Genomic DNA, 16356 nt, shown 5'->3' with positions numbered 1-16356 from the left:
TTATATTTTGAAGGATTTTATCTATGCTTAATAGATTAAAAACAAAAGTTAAGAACTGTTTTAGGACTCCAGAAGAAATAGAGAAAAATAGATTAAAAGAAGAAGAAAAAAAACTTTATAAAAAAAAGAAAATAGCATCTGAAGTAATCTTAAGTGAAGAAGAATTTTATACTTATTATTATACTTCTTATAGGATATGTATAGCTTATTTTTCTGTTTTTATTTATCGAAGAAATTACTTAAAATATTTAAATAATATTAATGAAATAAAAAATGAAAATCAAACTAAAAGTGAGTTTCCATATATTCTTGCTGAATTCATTAGTAATGAAAATTTAAATTTTTCACAAGCACAAAAATATGAAAATTTCAAAAATTTATTAACTTCTCTTTATAAAATAAAACAAAATGAAATTAATAATACTATTAATGTTATTTCTAAATTCGAAAATTATGATATATTTATTTCTTATTATAGAAGCTTAGAAAAATTTTTTGAAGATTTAGCTCATTCAAAAAATACAAATGATTATAATAGAAATTTAATAAATATTAGGTCATATGAAATTTTAAATAAATCAAAATCTCAAATAAAAAATTTAGACTTGTATAAGTCTACTTTTGAAAGCATTAAATCATTCCATGACGAGTATTTAGGTGAAATTCATAATAAATACATCAATAATGGAATGAATTTAGATAGAAGAAATTTTTATAATCAATTTAATAAAAATCTTGAAAAAATAGCATTAAGTAGAAATTATGGAGATAAATTTAAATATCATATTCAGCTTTCACCGGCAGAAATATTTTCATTAACAGCAAGTACTCTGGTAGATTTATTATTAATTTCTATTGTTATTGTTTTTCCTCCTGTTGGGGCACCTGGGTATGCTGCAGCTATAGCTGCAAATGCCGCATCTGCAGCTATAACGGGAAGTATTACAGCTGGTGGAAGCATTGGAACAAGATTGGGTGGTATTATTTATAAAAAAGGGAAAAAAATATTAAAAAAAGATAGATATAAAGCAAGACGTTTAGCTATTCCAGAAGGATATTTATCATTAAATTCAAATTCCGCTTTTCAAAATTCTTTACCTGTTTTTAGAAATTCTTATGATTATGAATTATTTGAAATGGAAAAATCTAAAAAAATAATGAATGAAGTTATTAAGTCGGTTAGTAAAAATGGTCAATATAATTTTAATATGACGACTTTGTTTACTTATTATATAAATTTAATAGAAAAAATAGAAGATCTTAAAACAAAAAAAGTAAATCACCATAATTTACAAGAAGATTATATGAAATTAATGAATTATTATAGATATACATTAATTTTAAAACAACCATTACAAATTCAAATAGAAACAGTAAAATTAAATTTATATAAATCTATAAGTTTATTATTTGAAACAAACTCTTCTTTTTCAGAGTTTTTGAGAATTCATGTTAATAGGAATCCAAATAATTATGAGACTATTAAAAAATCTCTAAAAAAACATTTAAAAATAGATAATAAAGAAGTTAGAGAAAGTTTTGCTAGACTTATTTTTGATTCAATGATAACTGGAGAGCTTTCTATTGATAAAACAAACCAGTATCTTAAACATTTTGGACAGAATAGTAGTATTGATATTCGTTTAAGAGACATTTTTATAAAGTCGGAATCCGATGCTTACCAAGCAGTAACAAAACCAGGAATTATTGCTACAAAAGTGGTAGGGCCTATTTATTTTAAAAATATAAATGTAGATCAATTGTCTCTTTCAGCTAAAGAGCAAATTAATGGTATTAATGCCGCAATTTCTGCAGGTGGAATTTTGGTATTTAATATTATTTCTTCGCTAATTTCTGATTATGCAAGTGAAAATGTAGAGAAGAGATATGAGATAATATGTAAAGTTATGTCTGGAGCCTATTCTGCTTTAAATGTTGTGCAGGCCGGAACTGGAGTTGTAAAGATAACGGATAATTTTATTCATTTTATTTCTGATTCTTTAACACATAATATTCTTTCAAGTTTTGCAATAATGCCCTTCAAAATTATTTTTAGTATGGGTGTTTCTTATGTTACTTCTAAAATAGACGAGCATGAGCAAAAATTTTGGAATCAATTAATGGAAAAATATATTATTGAAAAAAGAAAACGAGACAAAGTTGAGCCAGGAAGTGAACAAGATAAATTTTGGCGTCCTTGCTATGATTTTTACAAAGAAAATAGAAACTATTTTCCAACTCGTTATATGAAAGCAATTACAGAGTTGCAAGATAAACGGCTAGAAAATATTTCAAAATTAATGTTAAAAATAAATAATAATATAAATGAATTAATGGAGCTCACTCAAAAATATAATACAAGAGATAAAAAATATTATAATCCTAAAGAAAATAATATGGGATATATGCCTGAATCAGAATTTAATGATTATAAATCATACCGTTTGTGTGATACAGATGAAATGGATAAAATTATTTACACGTATACAAAAATAATAATTAGAATGTTTACAGTTGCTAAAGAAATTCAAATATTTGAAGATTATTTGAAATATTTTGTAGATGGATTCCTTCAAGAAGTAGATATTTCTTTACAATTATATATGCCACTTTTAAAAGTTGAAAATTCTAAAGTAAGTGAATTGATACATTTTGCAAGTCATGATGATATTTATCGTTCTTTTTTTAAAGCTCCAAAGCCCATTGAGAATAATAAAGAATGGGAAGATTTAGTCCAATCATTAGATGACAGTGAATCTGTGACCACATCATTATAAAAAATCACCCTATTTTATCTAATGAAGGGTGATTTTTTTAAAGTTTAATTTATTTTTTGAATGAAGTTAAATCAGGTTTTAAATGTGGATCTGCTTGAGGCATAACAGATTTCACTTCCGACATATTGATCATAGGAAGGTAACGAACAAATAAACAGAATAAATGGAAAAATAGTCCAATTGATCCAATAAATAAAGAAATATCCCAGAAAGATGGAATAAAATAGCCCCAAGAACTTGGTAAAAAGGTACGGCTTAAAGTAGTAACAATAAGCACAAAACGCTCAAGCCACATTCCAATATTAATTAAAATGGCAGCAATAAATAACCAAATTATATTTTGGCGGAATTTTTTAATCCAAAATGTTTGTGGAATAGCGATATTTAAAATGACCATTGCCCAGTATGCCCAGCCATAAGGTCCGTTGATACGGTTCCAGTTCCAAAATTTTTCATAAGGGTTGCCACTATAAAAAATAGTAAAAAACTCGATTACATAAACATAAGCCATAATGATGCTTGTAAATAATATAAAGCGAGCACAGATATCTATATGTCTGTCAGTAACTAAGTCTTTAAAATTAAATATTGAACGAACCATAATAAGTAAATTTAAACAAAGACAAAATCCTGAGAAAATTGCGCCAGCAATAAAATAAGGAGGAAAGATAGTTGCATGCCAACCAGGAAGAATGGAAGTCGCAAAGTCTAAGGAAACAATGCCCGCAGTTGAGAATACGGCAGGTGTTGCAATTCCGGCAAGTAGAATACAAGCTCTTTCATAGTTAACCCATTGCCGAGCAGAACCTGTCCAACCAAGAGCTACTAATCCGTAAGCAAATTTTCCTATTTTAGATTTTGCTTGATCGCGTAGGGTTGCAAAATCGGGAATCATTCCAACAAACCAGAAAATGATACCAATACTTAAATAAGTGTTAACTGCAAAAACGTCCCATTCAAGAGGGCTCTTAAAGTTTGTCCACATGGACATTTGATTTGGAAAAGGAAATAACCAATAAGCAAACCAAGGTCTACCAATATGTACAGCTGGGAAAATAGCGGCAGCCATAACAGCAAAAATAGTCATACCTTCTGCAAGTCTATTAATCGATGTACGCCATTTTTGACGAAACAAGAGAAGAATTGCAGAAATAAGTGTACCAGCGTGAGCAATTTCAATCCAAAAAACAAAGTTGGTGATATCCCATGCCCAGTCCACTCTGTTATTATTTCCCCAAACACCAATACCTTCCCAAAAAAGATATCCAAGAGAAACGAATAAAAGAACGACTCCTAGTGTCGAAAGGAAAAATGTAATATGCCAGCCTGGCCCTGCTTTGCGACCGGCGAGAGAGGCTACTGATTGTGTTACCATATGAAAAGAAGGATCTTTTCCTGTAACAAGAGCAGGCCTTCTATCTACTGGATCTCTGCCCTGAAGTTCAACCGAATGTTCCATGGTTCACCTGTATTAGATATAGGTCAAAAATAAAAAACCAAGTGAGGTTTAACGAATTTGCACTACGTGATCAAGTATACGGGAAAAATTATCAAAAAAATACTTCACATAGTTCACTCAACAAATTATTGTCGTGTGAATAAGAAACTCAAATGTTTTTCTTATCCGCTATTAAATTATTAAAGGAAATTATGCAACGTATTGATGCTTCAAAATTAATGTTAAATCTTATTGCAGATGATAAATCTGCAATGATAAAAGTAATATTGAGTGAAAATTCAATTTATAAAAAAATTGTAGATGAAAAAATCTTTTTAGAATCACAAAAATCACCACAGTTTTTTAGCGGTAAAAATGCAATTGTAGACTACATGGAATACGCTGCTGCAGGATCCTTATTTTTTGCACAACAAAAGAGCATTGTTGTGCTGCCTGAAAAAATGACAGCCAAGCAATGGGAAGAAGAAAAAAAACAGATCAAAAGACTGCCTGTTCCTTTAGAGTCTTCAGCTTATTTTTTTGCACCTGTTTCTTATCGCAATATCATTAAAGAAACAGATTTTCAAAATTTAGGTTGCGTGTACTTATGCTATGAGCCGAACGATTTAGAGTTGTATAAATCTGTTGAGACTTTGGCTTGTCGCTATTCATCACTATCTAAAAAATCTAAAAATGAAATTATGGAGCTATCTCATTTAGCAATTGAAACATATTCTGGTGATCTAATTGCATGTGATATACATTTCGCTCTTATGGAAAAGACGGGAATGACATTTTCAGAGGCTTTAGTAGGAAACCCAGAAGTGAATGGGTTTCATGTTGCAGAAGCCATTTCTAAAGGAGATATATTTTTATTAGAGCTTAGAATGTCTCAGTGTGAATCTTGTGGAGAAGAGGCTTCGAGTGTTTTTATGGCTCTTGTTTACTTTTTAAAACAAGTATGTTTTGTTATGAAAAATTTAGAAGAAACAAAAAATTTACGTACTGCATTTGAAAAATCATTTATTCCGTTTCCTGCACAAGCGCGAATCCAAAAAGCAATGCAAGTTCTTAATAAAGAAAAATTAACTCAATTTTTTATTGCAGCTCCTAAAATTGAACTTTATTTACGGACACAAAAAAATGCGCACAAATGGCTTGCGGCAGAGTTGATTGCTTGGTTGTCTTAAAAAGAGTTTATTAAAATAGTTTTATAATTGTTTTACCAATGGATCCATTTTGTTCTGTTTCTTTATAGGCAATGATCGAGTTTTCAAAAGAATATGTTTTAAATATTTTTACTTTAAGTCCATTTTTTAAAAAAGTTGTTAATTCATTTAAAAATTCTTTGTTAAATTTTGTTAACAATACTTTACATTTTTTTGAGGATACTAAATTAATAAAAAATGATTTTAACATCACCTCTGGTGTTGCATTGGGGTCAATATATATAGAACTTGGATTCATCATATTTTTTGCATTTGAATAGGTCAGTTTGCTAGATAAATCTAAAATAATATCAAACTTTTGTTTTATATTTAAAATATTTTCTTTATTATAATCAATGACGACATGGCAGCCATATTCTTTAGAAATTTCAACTCCTTTTGTTGAGCAAACTCCATAAATATTTAATCCCATTTTATTTGCTAATTGGATCGAAAATAATCCTATTCCGCCTGTACATCCATGAATTAATATACTCTGGCCAGATTGAGCTTGGGCTATTGTTTTTAAAGATTGTAAAGCGGCAAGACCACAAACAGAAACAGCAGAAGCTTCTTCTAAAGAAAGAGTTGATGGGACTTCTTGAATGCAATTTAACGTTGAGCAAATGTATTCGCTAAGAACTCCATTTTTCATAGGATTATCTGCAAATCCAAAAACTTTTTTTCCGATTAAATTTTCATTAATTTCTTCACCCATTTTTTCAACTATTCCAGAAAACTCACAGCCTATGTTTTTAGGAAAATGATTTCCAGTTATTATTTTTAGCATGCCATTTCGAATTTTCCAATCTAATGGATTAATGGCAACACTATTTATTTTTATAAGAACTTCATTTTTTTTAGGAATAGGAATTGCTACTTCACATATTTTTAGAACACTAGAATCACCGTATCGATCATAATTCAATGTTTTCATAAATTTGTTTCCTTTTATTAGCTGCGGTGAAAAAAAAGATTACTTGAAGTTCAAATTATTATATAAAACATTTGTTTTATTTTGTATACTATATGAATTATTAAAAGGGATTCTCGTCATCTTTTATCTGTCTGATAATGAAAGGATTTAAATATGAGAGCAAATAAAATATGCTTATTAATATTTGTAAATTTATTATTTTTAACATCGTTTAATTCTTATTCTAAAGAAATTAAAAATAAACAAGATTTTCCTATTACTGAAACAACTCAGATATTCAATCCTGTTTTTGGAAAAAAGGGTATTGTCGTTACTCAAGAAGAAATAGCATCACGAGTAGGTGCCCAAATTTTAAGTCAGGGTGGAAATGCTGTCGATGCTGCCGTTGCTGTTGGATATGCTCTTGCTGTTACTTTACCTAAAGCGGGAAATATTGGTGGCGGTGGATTTATGTTAATTTGGTTAAATAAACAAAAAAAATCTATTGTTATAAATTATAGAGAAACTGCTCCCAAAAAAGCATATAAGGATATGTTTTTAAATAAAGACTTATCTGTAAATGGAGATATTGTTGATAAAAGCTACAAATCTGTTGGCGTTCCTGGGACTGTTTATGGTTTAAACATGGCTTTAAAAAAATACGGTACAATGTCTTTAAGTAAAGTAATGCAACCTTCAATTGATTTAGCAAAAAAAGGATTTAAAATAAGTCACCCTTTATATAAATCACTTGTTAAAGATAAAGATCTTCTTTTAACAAGTGATGAATCTGTAAAAATATTTTTTGATGAAAATAAAAAACCAAAATTTATAGGAAATTTATTAGTTCAAAGTGATTTAGCAAAAACTCTTGAGCTCATTTCTAAGCAGGGGACAAAGGCATTTTATGAGGGAGCTATTGCCGATAAAATTGTAAAAGATATGGAAGTCAATGGTGGTCTTATAACAAAAGAGGATCTAAAAAATTATAAAGCCGAAGAAATGGAACCTATTATTGGAACATACCGTGGGTATCAAATTTTATCCGTTCCTCCTCCGAGTTCAGGCGGTGTTACTTTAATTGAAATGCTAAATATTCTTGAAAATTTTAATATGAAAGAAATTTCATTAAATAGTGCTAAATATTATCATATTGTAACTGAAATAATGAATTACGCATATTATGATAGAAATACACAGTTAGGTGATCCTAATTTTGTAAAAAATCCTATTGAGCAACTTATTTCTAAATCATATGCTAGAAAAATATTTGAAAAAATGAATAAAGATTATCATACACCATCAAATGAAATTCAGACAAATGGTCTAAAAATTGAAGCAAATCAAAATGGAAATACAACTCATTTTTCGGTGATTGATAAAGATGGAAATATGGTATCAAATACTTATACTCTCAATTTTTTATTTGGAAATGGCAAAGTTGTTAAAGGAACAGGAATTCTTTTAAATAATGAAATGGGTGATTTTACAATTAAGGTAGGCGCAGCAAATTCTTTTGGACTCATTCAAGGGGAAGCAAATTCAATTGAGCCTTCAAAAAGACCATTAAGTTCTATGACGCCAACATTAGTTTTAAATGAAAAGAATGAACCTTTATTAGCAACCGGAGCTCCAGGAGGAAGCCGTATAATTACCCAAATTTTTAATTTTTTAGTTGGCTACATTGATTATAATTTAAATATAGCAACTTCATTATCAAGATCAAGAACACATAGTCAGTTATGGCCAGATGAAATTTATTATGAAGAGGGATTAAGCGAAGATACAATTGAAAAATTAAAAAGTATGGGTCATAAATTAAACCAAAGTAGACCCTTTGGTTCTATACAGGCAGCAGAACAAAAAATACAAAATGAAATTTATTTTGGCGCCTCTGATCCTAGATCCGAAGGTGATGCTGCCATAGGTGTCTTTGAAAAATAAATTATTTTTTTACTTCATCAATATTTTTTATAATTTGTTGTCTTTTTAAAGAAATTTTACAGGCAAAAAAGAATACAAATAAGCTAAACAAGATTGCTATAATATTGCTATTTATAGTTGAAAGTTGTCCTGTGCCATTTCCAAATTTAGAAAAATAATTTATTATTGTAAATCCAGTTAAGTAAACGAATATCCAAGAAGAGCTTTTAAGATCTAACGTTTTTATTAGACTTCTTCTTTTTTGATAAAGCACAATTGAGTAAATTCCAACAAAAAGAATAATAATGCATGTGAGTTTAATTAATACAGTAAAACCAATCCAGTGCATCATTAAACCACAAATACAAAATGCAATTAAAGATATAAACTTAAAGAAGGGGAGTTTAAAAGGTCTTTTAAGTTCAGGATATTTATCTCTTAAAACAACAAGAGCTATAGGTGTTACAGATAAAGTAACAACATAGGATGATGTTAAAAATGTAACCATTTCTTTCCAGCCAGGAAAAGGAAAGATTAGAATTAATCCTACAGCAAAACTTAACCATAATGAATTTTCTGGCGAACCATGTTTATTTAATTTAGTTACAAATTTAGGTGCGGCATCTATTGTGCCTAATCCATGCATAACTCTAGCTGTTGTTGAGGTCATAATTAATCCCGAACCAAATGGAGAAACAACAGCATCTATATATAATAAAGCACATAAAATGGTAAAGCCTGCAGCAATTGCAAGTCCTGCAAAGGGTCCCAAATCGCCAACAAAATTTAATTGACTCCACCCTTGTGCTAGGGAAGTATCTGGAACAGCTACAACAAATGCAGTTTGAATAAGTACATATAAAATTGTCACAATAAATAGAGAACTAATTGTTGCTAGAGGTATATTTCTTTGAGGGTTTTTCGTTTCTCCAGCTAGAATAATTCCAGACTGGAATCCACCAAATGCAAAAATAATTCCTCCGACAGATAAACTTGCCATGATTCCCTGAATTCCATAAGGAGCAAATCCATCATATTGAGTTAAATTATTATAATTACTTTGCGAGCTAAATATAAATGCAAATGCAATTAATAAGGGAACAAGAACTTTCCAAATTGTTGCAATTGAGTTTGTTCTTGTTAATAATTTAATGCTATATCTATTTACAAAAATCATAATAAATAAAATAATTGCAGCTGCAAAATAACCTATTGTTGATAATTCATGTTTGCCTAATGAATTACTTGTTACTAGCATTGGAAAATAAGTACTTGAATATTGAACTACTGCTAAAGACTCTATAGGTACAATAGTTGCAAAACAAAGAAAATAAATCCACCCAGTAATTATTCCTGTAAATTTTCCATGTGAAAAAAAGGAATAACTTGTAAGTCCTCCCATAATAGGGAACATTGAGGACAACTCTGAGAAAACTAAAACTATAAAAATAAAGAAAAAGCCGCCTAAAAACCAAGAAAGAATAGAAGCAGGACCAGCCATTTGAGCTGCATAAAGAGGACCAAAAAGCCATCCCGATCCGATCATACTTCCGACAGAGGCAAGCGTAACTCCAATTAAGCCAATATTCCTTTTAGGTAACACAAGAACGCTCTCCTCATTTATTTGAACTGCTGCTCTTTAGCAATTTAGGAACTATTATGCTAGTGTATGCACTTTTGTCAAGTAATTAAATCTCTAAAATAATAGGAATATCTATATATTCTTTATTATTTAAAAAAAATATTTTGTCAATATTATCTTAGAATTAATGGGAGGATAGAATAAGGTAAGGATCTTAAAATCTATTTAAGATCTAAAAAGATTCTTTAAAACAAAAAATACGTTTTCTTTTCTTTCTGCTAATCTTCTTGTGTAATATGCTTGCCAATCTTCACCATATGGAACATAAATTGTCATATTATGTCCTTTTTCTCTGATGCGAGACCATGTCTTTTCACGCATTCCATAGAGCATTTGAAATTCATATCTGTCTTTAGGAATGTTATTATTTTCAATAAAATTAATACAAAATTCAATTATTTCATCATCATGACTTGCAATGCAAACTCTTTTGCCATTTAGTAAAAGTTTTTGAATTAATTTTTTATAATTTTCAACAATGAGGGGCATTTTTTGAAGGGCTTTTTCTTGTGGTTCTTTATAAGCACCTTTGCATAAACGGATTTTTCCATTTGCAGCAATAATACGATTGATATCCTCTTCTGTTCTTAATAAATAAGCTTGAAGTACAATTTCAGGGCTTGTAAATTCTTTTGCAGCACGTTCGTACATAGCAATTGTACGTTCTGTATAGTCTGTTCCTTCCATGTCTAAAGCAACACGAATTTTCTTTTCATCGGCAATAGATAAAATTCTGGAAAGATTTTCGTAGCAAAATTCATGATCAATATCGAGTCCAAGCATTGTTAGTTTAATAGAAACATAGCAATCTCGTGGTTTTTCTGCGATACGTTTTAATAATAGATCGTACTCTTCAACAAATTTAAGGGCTTGTGGCTTGTCTTTAATATTTTCGCCAAGGACATCTAAGGTAACGCAGATTTTTTTATCGTTTAGTTTTTCAACTACACTGAAAGCTTCTTCAAAGTTAGATCCTGATACAAATCTTTTTGCGTAGAATGGTATGCTTCCCATAAAGTAACCCTCTTATATTGAACAAAGTAAAAAAAATCTCTGACGGTGTCTTTTTTACAATAAATTGAGGGAATGACAACTTAATGGGGATATTATTTATTTGGTTTGTCCGAGATTTGCTTTAATTCAGAAATAAGTTTATTGATCCGTTGAACGCTTTGTTTAATATTGTGAATTCTATTTGATATGTCAATTTCATCCAATGATTTTGGTTTGTTATTTAAATTTATAAGATTATTAGAAACTTTTTGATAAATAAATTGATTTAGTTTTTCTTTTTTGCGTAATTTAAAAAATTCAAAATCAAGCACGTTTTTTCTTTTATTAGAAGAACTTGAAATCATATTTTATTTCCTTTGAGTAAATTAAATCAAATTTTGTAAATTTAAATTAAGAGTTTGCTTTTAATTTAAGCAAACTCTTTTAGGAGTGGTTAATTATTTAATTCTATAACTTTTCATAACGTTTTTATTTGCTTGATCGCGCTCTTTGCGTAATCTTTCTTGATTTGCTTTGTTACGTGATGCTTGTTTTTCAAAAGTGGTTTTAGCATCTTCAGTACTAGCTGTTTTTATTGTGTTTTCCTTCTCTTTAACGATTTTTCTTGAGAAAATATCGATTACGTCTCCCATTGTGTCCTACCTCTTCAAAATGCGTTCTGATTTTGGTTAAGCAATTTTAATGCCACACCTAAATGTATTTGTTTTTCAATAAAAACAGAGGATAATGTTTGGTCTTTCTTAAAAAGTTTGTCGAAAGACTAAACACTCTCTGCTTATTAAAAGAGCTAATAGAAAATAGGATGAGATACAAGTATAAGCTTTCATTTTGAGCAAAAAAAAATAAGTCTTTATAATTACAGAGTAATTTTTCAAAGAGAATGCCATTAAAATAAATTTTTTTTAATCATATTTTCAAAGATACGAGTATTTTCTGAATGATCTTCTCTAATAAAAACCCACTGTAAATTGTTTATACAGTGCCTAATGAATAATTGTCAATTTACAATTATTATAAGTTGAGTTAAAGCTGTCATAGTAGGATTATATCTTCGTATATCTGACCTAGACGCTGACAAGGAGAATTTTTTGATGAAATTTGTTTACTTTTTTGGTTGCGGAGTCGCCGACGGTAATGCCTCTATGAAAGCAGAATTAGGTGGTAAAGGTGCAAATTTAGCAGAAATGACGTCTTTAAAACTTCCTGTTCCTGCTGGTTTTACTATCTCTACAAAGGTTTGTTTAGACTTTTTAAAAGAAGAAGGAAACTTTTCTCCTGAAGTAAAAAAGCAAGTTGAAGAATCTCTTAGAAAAACTGAGGAGGCAATGGGTGCAAAATTTGCAGATCCCATCAACCCTTTGCTTGTAAGTGTACGTTCTGGGGCAAGGGTATCCATGCCAGGTATGATGGATACGGTTCTTAATTTAGGACTGAATCCTTCCACTGTAGAAGCGTTAGCAAAAAAATCAGCAAATCCTCGTTTTGCTTATGATTCTTACAGAAGATTTATTCAAATGTATTCGAATGTTGTAAAAGAATTAGATTCTCACTACATGGAAGACTGTCTTGAAAATTACAAAAAAAACAAAGGTTATCATGAAGATACAAGTCTTTCTGCAGAAGATTTAAAGTCGTTGTGTCTTTCCTTTAAACAAATTTATCATAAACATTTGGGAGAAGATTTCCCAGAGAATCCTTTTGAGCAACTTTGGTCCGCCATAGGCGCTGTTTTTAAAAGTTGGAATTGCAATAGAGCTAAAAAATATCGTGAAATTCACTCCATTCCAAATGATTGGGGAACTGCAGTAAATGTTTGTTCTATGGTTTATGGAAATATGGGCAATGACTCTGGAACAGGGGTTTGTTTTACAAGAGATCCCTCAACGGGAGAAAATATTTTCTACGGTGAATATTTAATCAATGCTCAAGGAGAAGATGTCGTTGCGGGTATTCGTACTCCAAAAACTCTTTCTTTATTAGAAAAAGAAATGCCAGAAGTTTTTGTTCAGCTTCAAGATGTTAGAAAAAAATTAGAAAAACATTATAGAGATGTTCAAGATATAGAATTTACCATTCAAGAAGGTAAGCTATATTTATTGCAGACAAGAAATGCAAAAAGAACAACACAGGCAGCTTTAAAAATTGCAATTGATTTTGCTAAAGAAGGAACACTTACGAAAGAAGAAGCCTTATTACGAGTGAATCCACAAGATTTAGATAAACTATTGCACCCAACCCTCGATCCAAGGGCTCATAAACAAGTAATTGCGAAAGGTTTGCCAGCTTCTCCAGGAGCTGTTTCTGGTCGTGCCGTATTTACTGCGATTGAAGCAGAAAGCTGGGCAGCTCGTGGCGAGCTTGTTATTTTAGTTCGTGACGAAACCTCACCTGAAGATATTGGTGGAATGTATGCTTCTCAGGGCTTTTTAACAGCACGTGGTGGTATGACTTCACATGCAGCTGTTGTGGCGCGTCAAATGGGTAAATGTTGTGTAGCAGGCTGTTCTTCGCTTACTATTTCTCAATCACATAAATCTGTAAAAGTTTCAGGAATTGAAGTTTTAGAAGGGGATTGGATCACTTTAGACGGCTCTACTGGCGAAGTCATGCTTGGAAAAGTGGAGACAAAAAATGCAGAACTTAGTGGTGACTTTAATACCTTCATGGATTGGGCTAAAGAATGTAGAAAAATGAAAATTAGAGCCAATGCAGATACTCCTCGAGATGCTATTTATGCAAGAAGTTTTGGCGCTGAAGGAATTGGTTTATGCCGAACCGAACATATGTTCTTTGATGAAAGCAGACTTCCTTATGTGAGACAAATGATTCTCGCTAAAAATGCTCAAGAAAGAAAAGAAGCTCTTGAAAAATTGTTACCTTTTCAACGTGAAGATTTTGTAAGTATTTTAAGTGCAATGGAAGGCTTTGAGGTAACAATACGTTTATTAGATCCTCCACTGCATGAGTTTTTGCCTCACACAGACAAAGATATGATGAGTTTATCTAATCAATTAGGATTGTCTGCTGAAGATATCAAACAAAGAGTTAAAGCATTATATGAAGCGAATCCTATGCTTGGGCATAGAGGTTGTAGATTAGGTATTTCTCACCCTGAAATTTATGAAATGCAAGTGAAAGCAATTGTTGAAGCTGTTGAAAAATGCCGTGCTCAAGGGAAAAAAGTTTATCCTGAAATCATGATTCCCCTTGTTGGGATTGCTCAAGAATTGAAATGGTTACGAGATAGATTATCTAAACTAGCACCACAAATTCCTTTTGGAACCATGATTGAGGTTCCAAGAGCGGCTCTTGTAGCAGATAAAATTTCACAATATGCCGATTTTTTTAGCTTTGGCACAAATGATTTAACACAAACGACATATGGTTTTAGCCGCGATGATTCCGCTCCCTTTTTAAGAGTTTATAAACAAGAAGCTATTTTGCATGAAGATCCTTTTGCTGTGCTTGATCAAGAAGGAGTTGGTCAGCTCATAAAAATGGCTACGGAATTAGGAAGAAAGACGAATCCTTCTTTAAAAGTAGGAATTTGTGGGGAGCATGGAGGAGAGCCTTCCAGTGTTAAATTTTGTCATTCCATGGGGCTAAATTATGTAAGTTGTTCACCTTTTCGTATTCCAATCGCAATGCTAGCTTCGGCTCAGGCGGCAATCGAACAGAATTCAAGTAAAAAATAAACGTTAATAATTATAAATTTCTTGTTATACTTTGTTTTTTTTGAAAAATGTACTTAATACAATTATTTAATTGTTTTTTTGAATAAAATTGATTGTAAAAAAGTCTCATATTGCTTATCAATGTAGCCAAAGATAGGCATTTTTTTTATTTTTAATGTTTTTAAACAATAAAATTTGTGACGAATTTATTGTTCTCTCTTAAGCATTTTTAAATTGCAACAAAATTGTGATAACAAATGCAAGGATGTTATTTAGAGGTATCCATTTTTTTATTGAGAAGAGGTTTTTAATGGTCTCAGCTGTGAAGTACACTCAGCCTAAAGAGCCGCATGTTTTGCAAAAAAAGCAAAATCATAATGTTGCCATTGGTGTTGTTTCTACCTTGTTTTTTCTATTTGGTTTTATTACTTGCCTAAATGATATTTTAGTTCCTCATTTAAAAGAGGTTTTCTCTTTAAATTATACAGAATCCATGTTAGTTCAGTTCACTTTTTTTGGTGCTTATTTTTTAATTTCTTGGCCTGCAAGTAAATTAATTTCAAAATACGGCTATAAAAAAAGTTTTATCATAGGACTTTCTTTAACAGCTTTAGGTTGTTTATCCTTTATTTTTTCCGCCAAAATTTCTATTTATTTAGTGTTTTTATGTGGCTTGTTTGTACTAGCTAGTGGCATCGTTATATTACAAGTTGCAGCAAATCCATATTTAACTATTTTAGGTGGTCCAGAAAGAGCTTCTAGTAGACTTATTTTTGCGCAAGGCTTGAATTCCTTAGGTACAACAATTGCACCTATTATTGGCTCTGCTTTAATTTTATCTGTAGCAATGCTTTCTAAAGACGAGCTCTTAAAATTACCAGAATCTGAGGTTGTTGCTTATCACACTGCTCAGGCAAGCGCTGTTCAGCTTCCTTATTTTGGACTTGCTTGTTTTGCTATTATGATAGCAGTAGCTCTCGCCTTCTTTAAATTTCCAAACGACAAGATAGAAGTATCTTCTGCTCTAAAAAATGAGACAAAAGATTTTAAATTATTTGATCATCCAAAACTTGTTTTGGGAACCTTGGCTATTTTTGCTTATGTTGGTGCAGAAGTTGCCATTGGTAGTTTAATGGTAAACTTTATTGCTTCTCCAACTGTTGGAAATATGAGTCTAAAAGACGCGGGCGATAAACTCAGTTTATACTGGGGCGGAGCAATGGTAGGTCGTTTTGTTGGTTCTTTTATCACAACAAAATTTAAAACAAATAAAGTTTTATTTGTGCATGGTGTTGTTGCATCTATTTTAGTATTATTTACAATATTTGGATCGGGGCATTTTGCATTATATAGTATTATTGCTGTTGGTTTATTTAATTCCATTATGTTCCCATCCATTTTTGTATTAAGTACACAAAATCTCGGAAAGTTCATGGAAAAAGGTTCTGGAATTATATGCATGGCTATTGTTGGTGGTGCAATTATTCCAATGATACAAGGATATATTGCTGATAATGGTGGTCTCCATTTAAGTTATATCGTACCTTTAATCTGTTATGTTTATATTGCTGTATTTGCATTAAAAGTGAAGTCAAATAATTAATTTTTTTATATTTTATTTTTAAATGTATTCATTATGAAAAATAGATGACAAATTTATACTTGTCATCTATTTTTTTTGTTTGTCACACCTATTTTTTAGATAATGGTATGTTAATTTTATATAAAATATTGTAAATATATATTTGTATTTCAATATTTTTT

The 16356-nt window shown here is 30.5% G+C and carries 11 protein-coding genes; 5 read left to right on the top strand and 6 right to left on the bottom strand.

Going from position 1 to position 16356, the window contains the following annotated elements; all coding sequences use genetic code 11:
* Positions 1–23: 23 nt before the first annotated feature.
* On the top strand, positions 24–2777 hold the full coding sequence (locus tag GCL60_RS04950; protein WP_153418816.1) for a hypothetical protein: 2754 nt from the start codon (positions 24–26) through the stop codon (positions 2775–2777).
* A gap of 49 nt (positions 2778–2826) precedes the next feature.
* Here GCL60_RS04950 and nrfD read toward each other — a convergent pair whose 3' ends face one another.
* Positions 2827–4236: an NrfD/PsrC family molybdoenzyme membrane anchor subunit gene (gene nrfD, locus GCL60_RS04945; RefSeq protein ID WP_153418814.1), complete on the bottom strand. Its 1410-nt coding sequence runs from the start codon at positions 4234–4236 to the stop codon at positions 2827–2829.
* A gap of 191 nt (positions 4237–4427) precedes the next feature.
* On the opposite strand from nrfD, the gene GCL60_RS04940 reads away from it, so the two are divergent.
* Positions 4428–5405: a DNA polymerase III subunit delta gene (locus GCL60_RS04940; RefSeq protein ID WP_161998087.1), complete on the top strand. Its 978-nt coding sequence runs from the start codon at positions 4428–4430 to the stop codon at positions 5403–5405.
* A 10-nt stretch (positions 5406–5415) separates the two neighbouring features.
* Here GCL60_RS04940 and GCL60_RS04935 read toward each other — a convergent pair whose 3' ends face one another.
* Entirely contained in the window at positions 5416–6360 is a 945-nt protein-coding gene (locus tag GCL60_RS04935; RefSeq protein WP_153418810.1) for an NAD(P)-dependent alcohol dehydrogenase, read from the bottom strand.
* Positions 6361–6513: 153 nt separating this feature from the next.
* On the opposite strand from GCL60_RS04935, the gene ggt reads away from it, so the two are divergent.
* Positions 6514–8283, top strand: a complete 1770-nt coding sequence (gene ggt, locus GCL60_RS04930) for a gamma-glutamyltransferase (protein ID WP_153418807.1) — start codon at positions 6514–6516, stop codon at positions 8281–8283.
* 1 nt (position 8284) lies between these two features.
* Here ggt and GCL60_RS04925 read toward each other — a convergent pair whose 3' ends face one another.
* The 4 genes from GCL60_RS04925 to GCL60_RS04910 form a co-directional block, all read right to left on the bottom strand.
* Positions 8285–9865 carry an APC family permease gene (locus GCL60_RS04925; RefSeq protein ID WP_153418805.1) on the bottom strand — a complete coding sequence of 527 codons (1581 nt, stop codon included), beginning with the start codon at positions 9863–9865 and terminating at the stop codon, positions 8285–8287.
* Positions 9866–10069: 204 nt separating this feature from the next.
* On the bottom strand, positions 10070–10918 hold the full coding sequence (locus GCL60_RS04920) for a proline dehydrogenase family protein (protein WP_153418803.1): 849 nt from the start codon (positions 10916–10918) through the stop codon (positions 10070–10072).
* 92 nt (positions 10919–11010) lie between these two features.
* Positions 11011–11262 carry a hypothetical protein gene (locus tag GCL60_RS04915; protein ID WP_153418801.1) on the bottom strand — a complete coding sequence of 84 codons (252 nt, stop codon included), beginning with the start codon at positions 11260–11262 and terminating at the stop codon, positions 11011–11013.
* Positions 11263–11355: 93 nt separating this feature from the next.
* On the bottom strand, positions 11356–11550 hold the full coding sequence (locus GCL60_RS04910) for a hypothetical protein (RefSeq protein WP_153418799.1): 195 nt from the start codon (positions 11548–11550) through the stop codon (positions 11356–11358).
* Positions 11551–12009: 459 nt separating this feature from the next.
* On the opposite strand from GCL60_RS04910, the gene ppdK reads away from it, so the two are divergent.
* Positions 12010–14613, top strand: a complete 2604-nt coding sequence (gene ppdK / locus GCL60_RS04905; RefSeq protein ID WP_153418797.1) for a pyruvate, phosphate dikinase — start codon at positions 12010–12012, stop codon at positions 14611–14613.
* 289 nt (positions 14614–14902) lie between these two features.
* Positions 14903–16195 (top strand): sugar MFS transporter, encoded by a 1293-nt coding sequence (locus tag GCL60_RS04900; protein WP_153418795.1) that lies wholly within the window; start codon positions 14903–14905, stop codon positions 16193–16195.
* Positions 16196–16356 lie beyond the last annotated feature (161 nt).

It is taken from the genome of Silvanigrella paludirubra (assembly GCF_009208775.1).
Taxonomy (GTDB): Bacteria; Bdellovibrionota_B; Oligoflexia; order Silvanigrellales; family Silvanigrellaceae; genus Silvanigrella; species Silvanigrella paludirubra.
This window is presented reverse-complemented; position numbering and strand designations above follow the sequence as displayed.

Bases quoted from the DNA above. Each gene is read 5' to 3' on its own strand.
- GCL60_RS04950 (WP_153418816.1), top strand. From the start codon at position 24: ATGCTTAATAGATTAAAAACAAAAGTTAAGAACTGTTTTAGGACTCCA.
- nrfD (WP_153418814.1), bottom strand. From the start codon at position 4,236: ATGGAACATTCGGTTGAACTTCAGGGCAGAGATCCAGTAGATAGAAGG.
- GCL60_RS04940 (WP_161998087.1), top strand. From the start codon at position 4,428: ATGCAACGTATTGATGCTTCAAAATTAATGTTAAATCTTATTGCAGAT.
- GCL60_RS04935 (WP_153418810.1), bottom strand. From the start codon at position 6,360: ATGAAAACATTGAATTATGATCGATACGGTGATTCTAGTGTTCTAAAA.
- ggt (WP_153418807.1), top strand. From the start codon at position 6,514: ATGAGAGCAAATAAAATATGCTTATTAATATTTGTAAATTTATTATTT.
- GCL60_RS04920 (WP_153418803.1), bottom strand. From the start codon at position 10,918: ATGGGAAGCATACCATTCTACGCAAAAAGATTTGTATCAGGATCTAAC.
- GCL60_RS04915 (WP_153418801.1), bottom strand. From the start codon at position 11,262: ATGATTTCAAGTTCTTCTAATAAAAGAAAAAACGTGCTTGATTTTGAA.
- GCL60_RS04910 (WP_153418799.1), bottom strand. From the start codon at position 11,550: ATGGGAGACGTAATCGATATTTTCTCAAGAAAAATCGTTAAAGAGAAG.
- ppdK (WP_153418797.1), top strand. From the start codon at position 12,010: ATGAAATTTGTTTACTTTTTTGGTTGCGGAGTCGCCGACGGTAATGCC.
- GCL60_RS04900 (WP_153418795.1), top strand. From the start codon at position 14,903: ATGGTCTCAGCTGTGAAGTACACTCAGCCTAAAGAGCCGCATGTTTTG.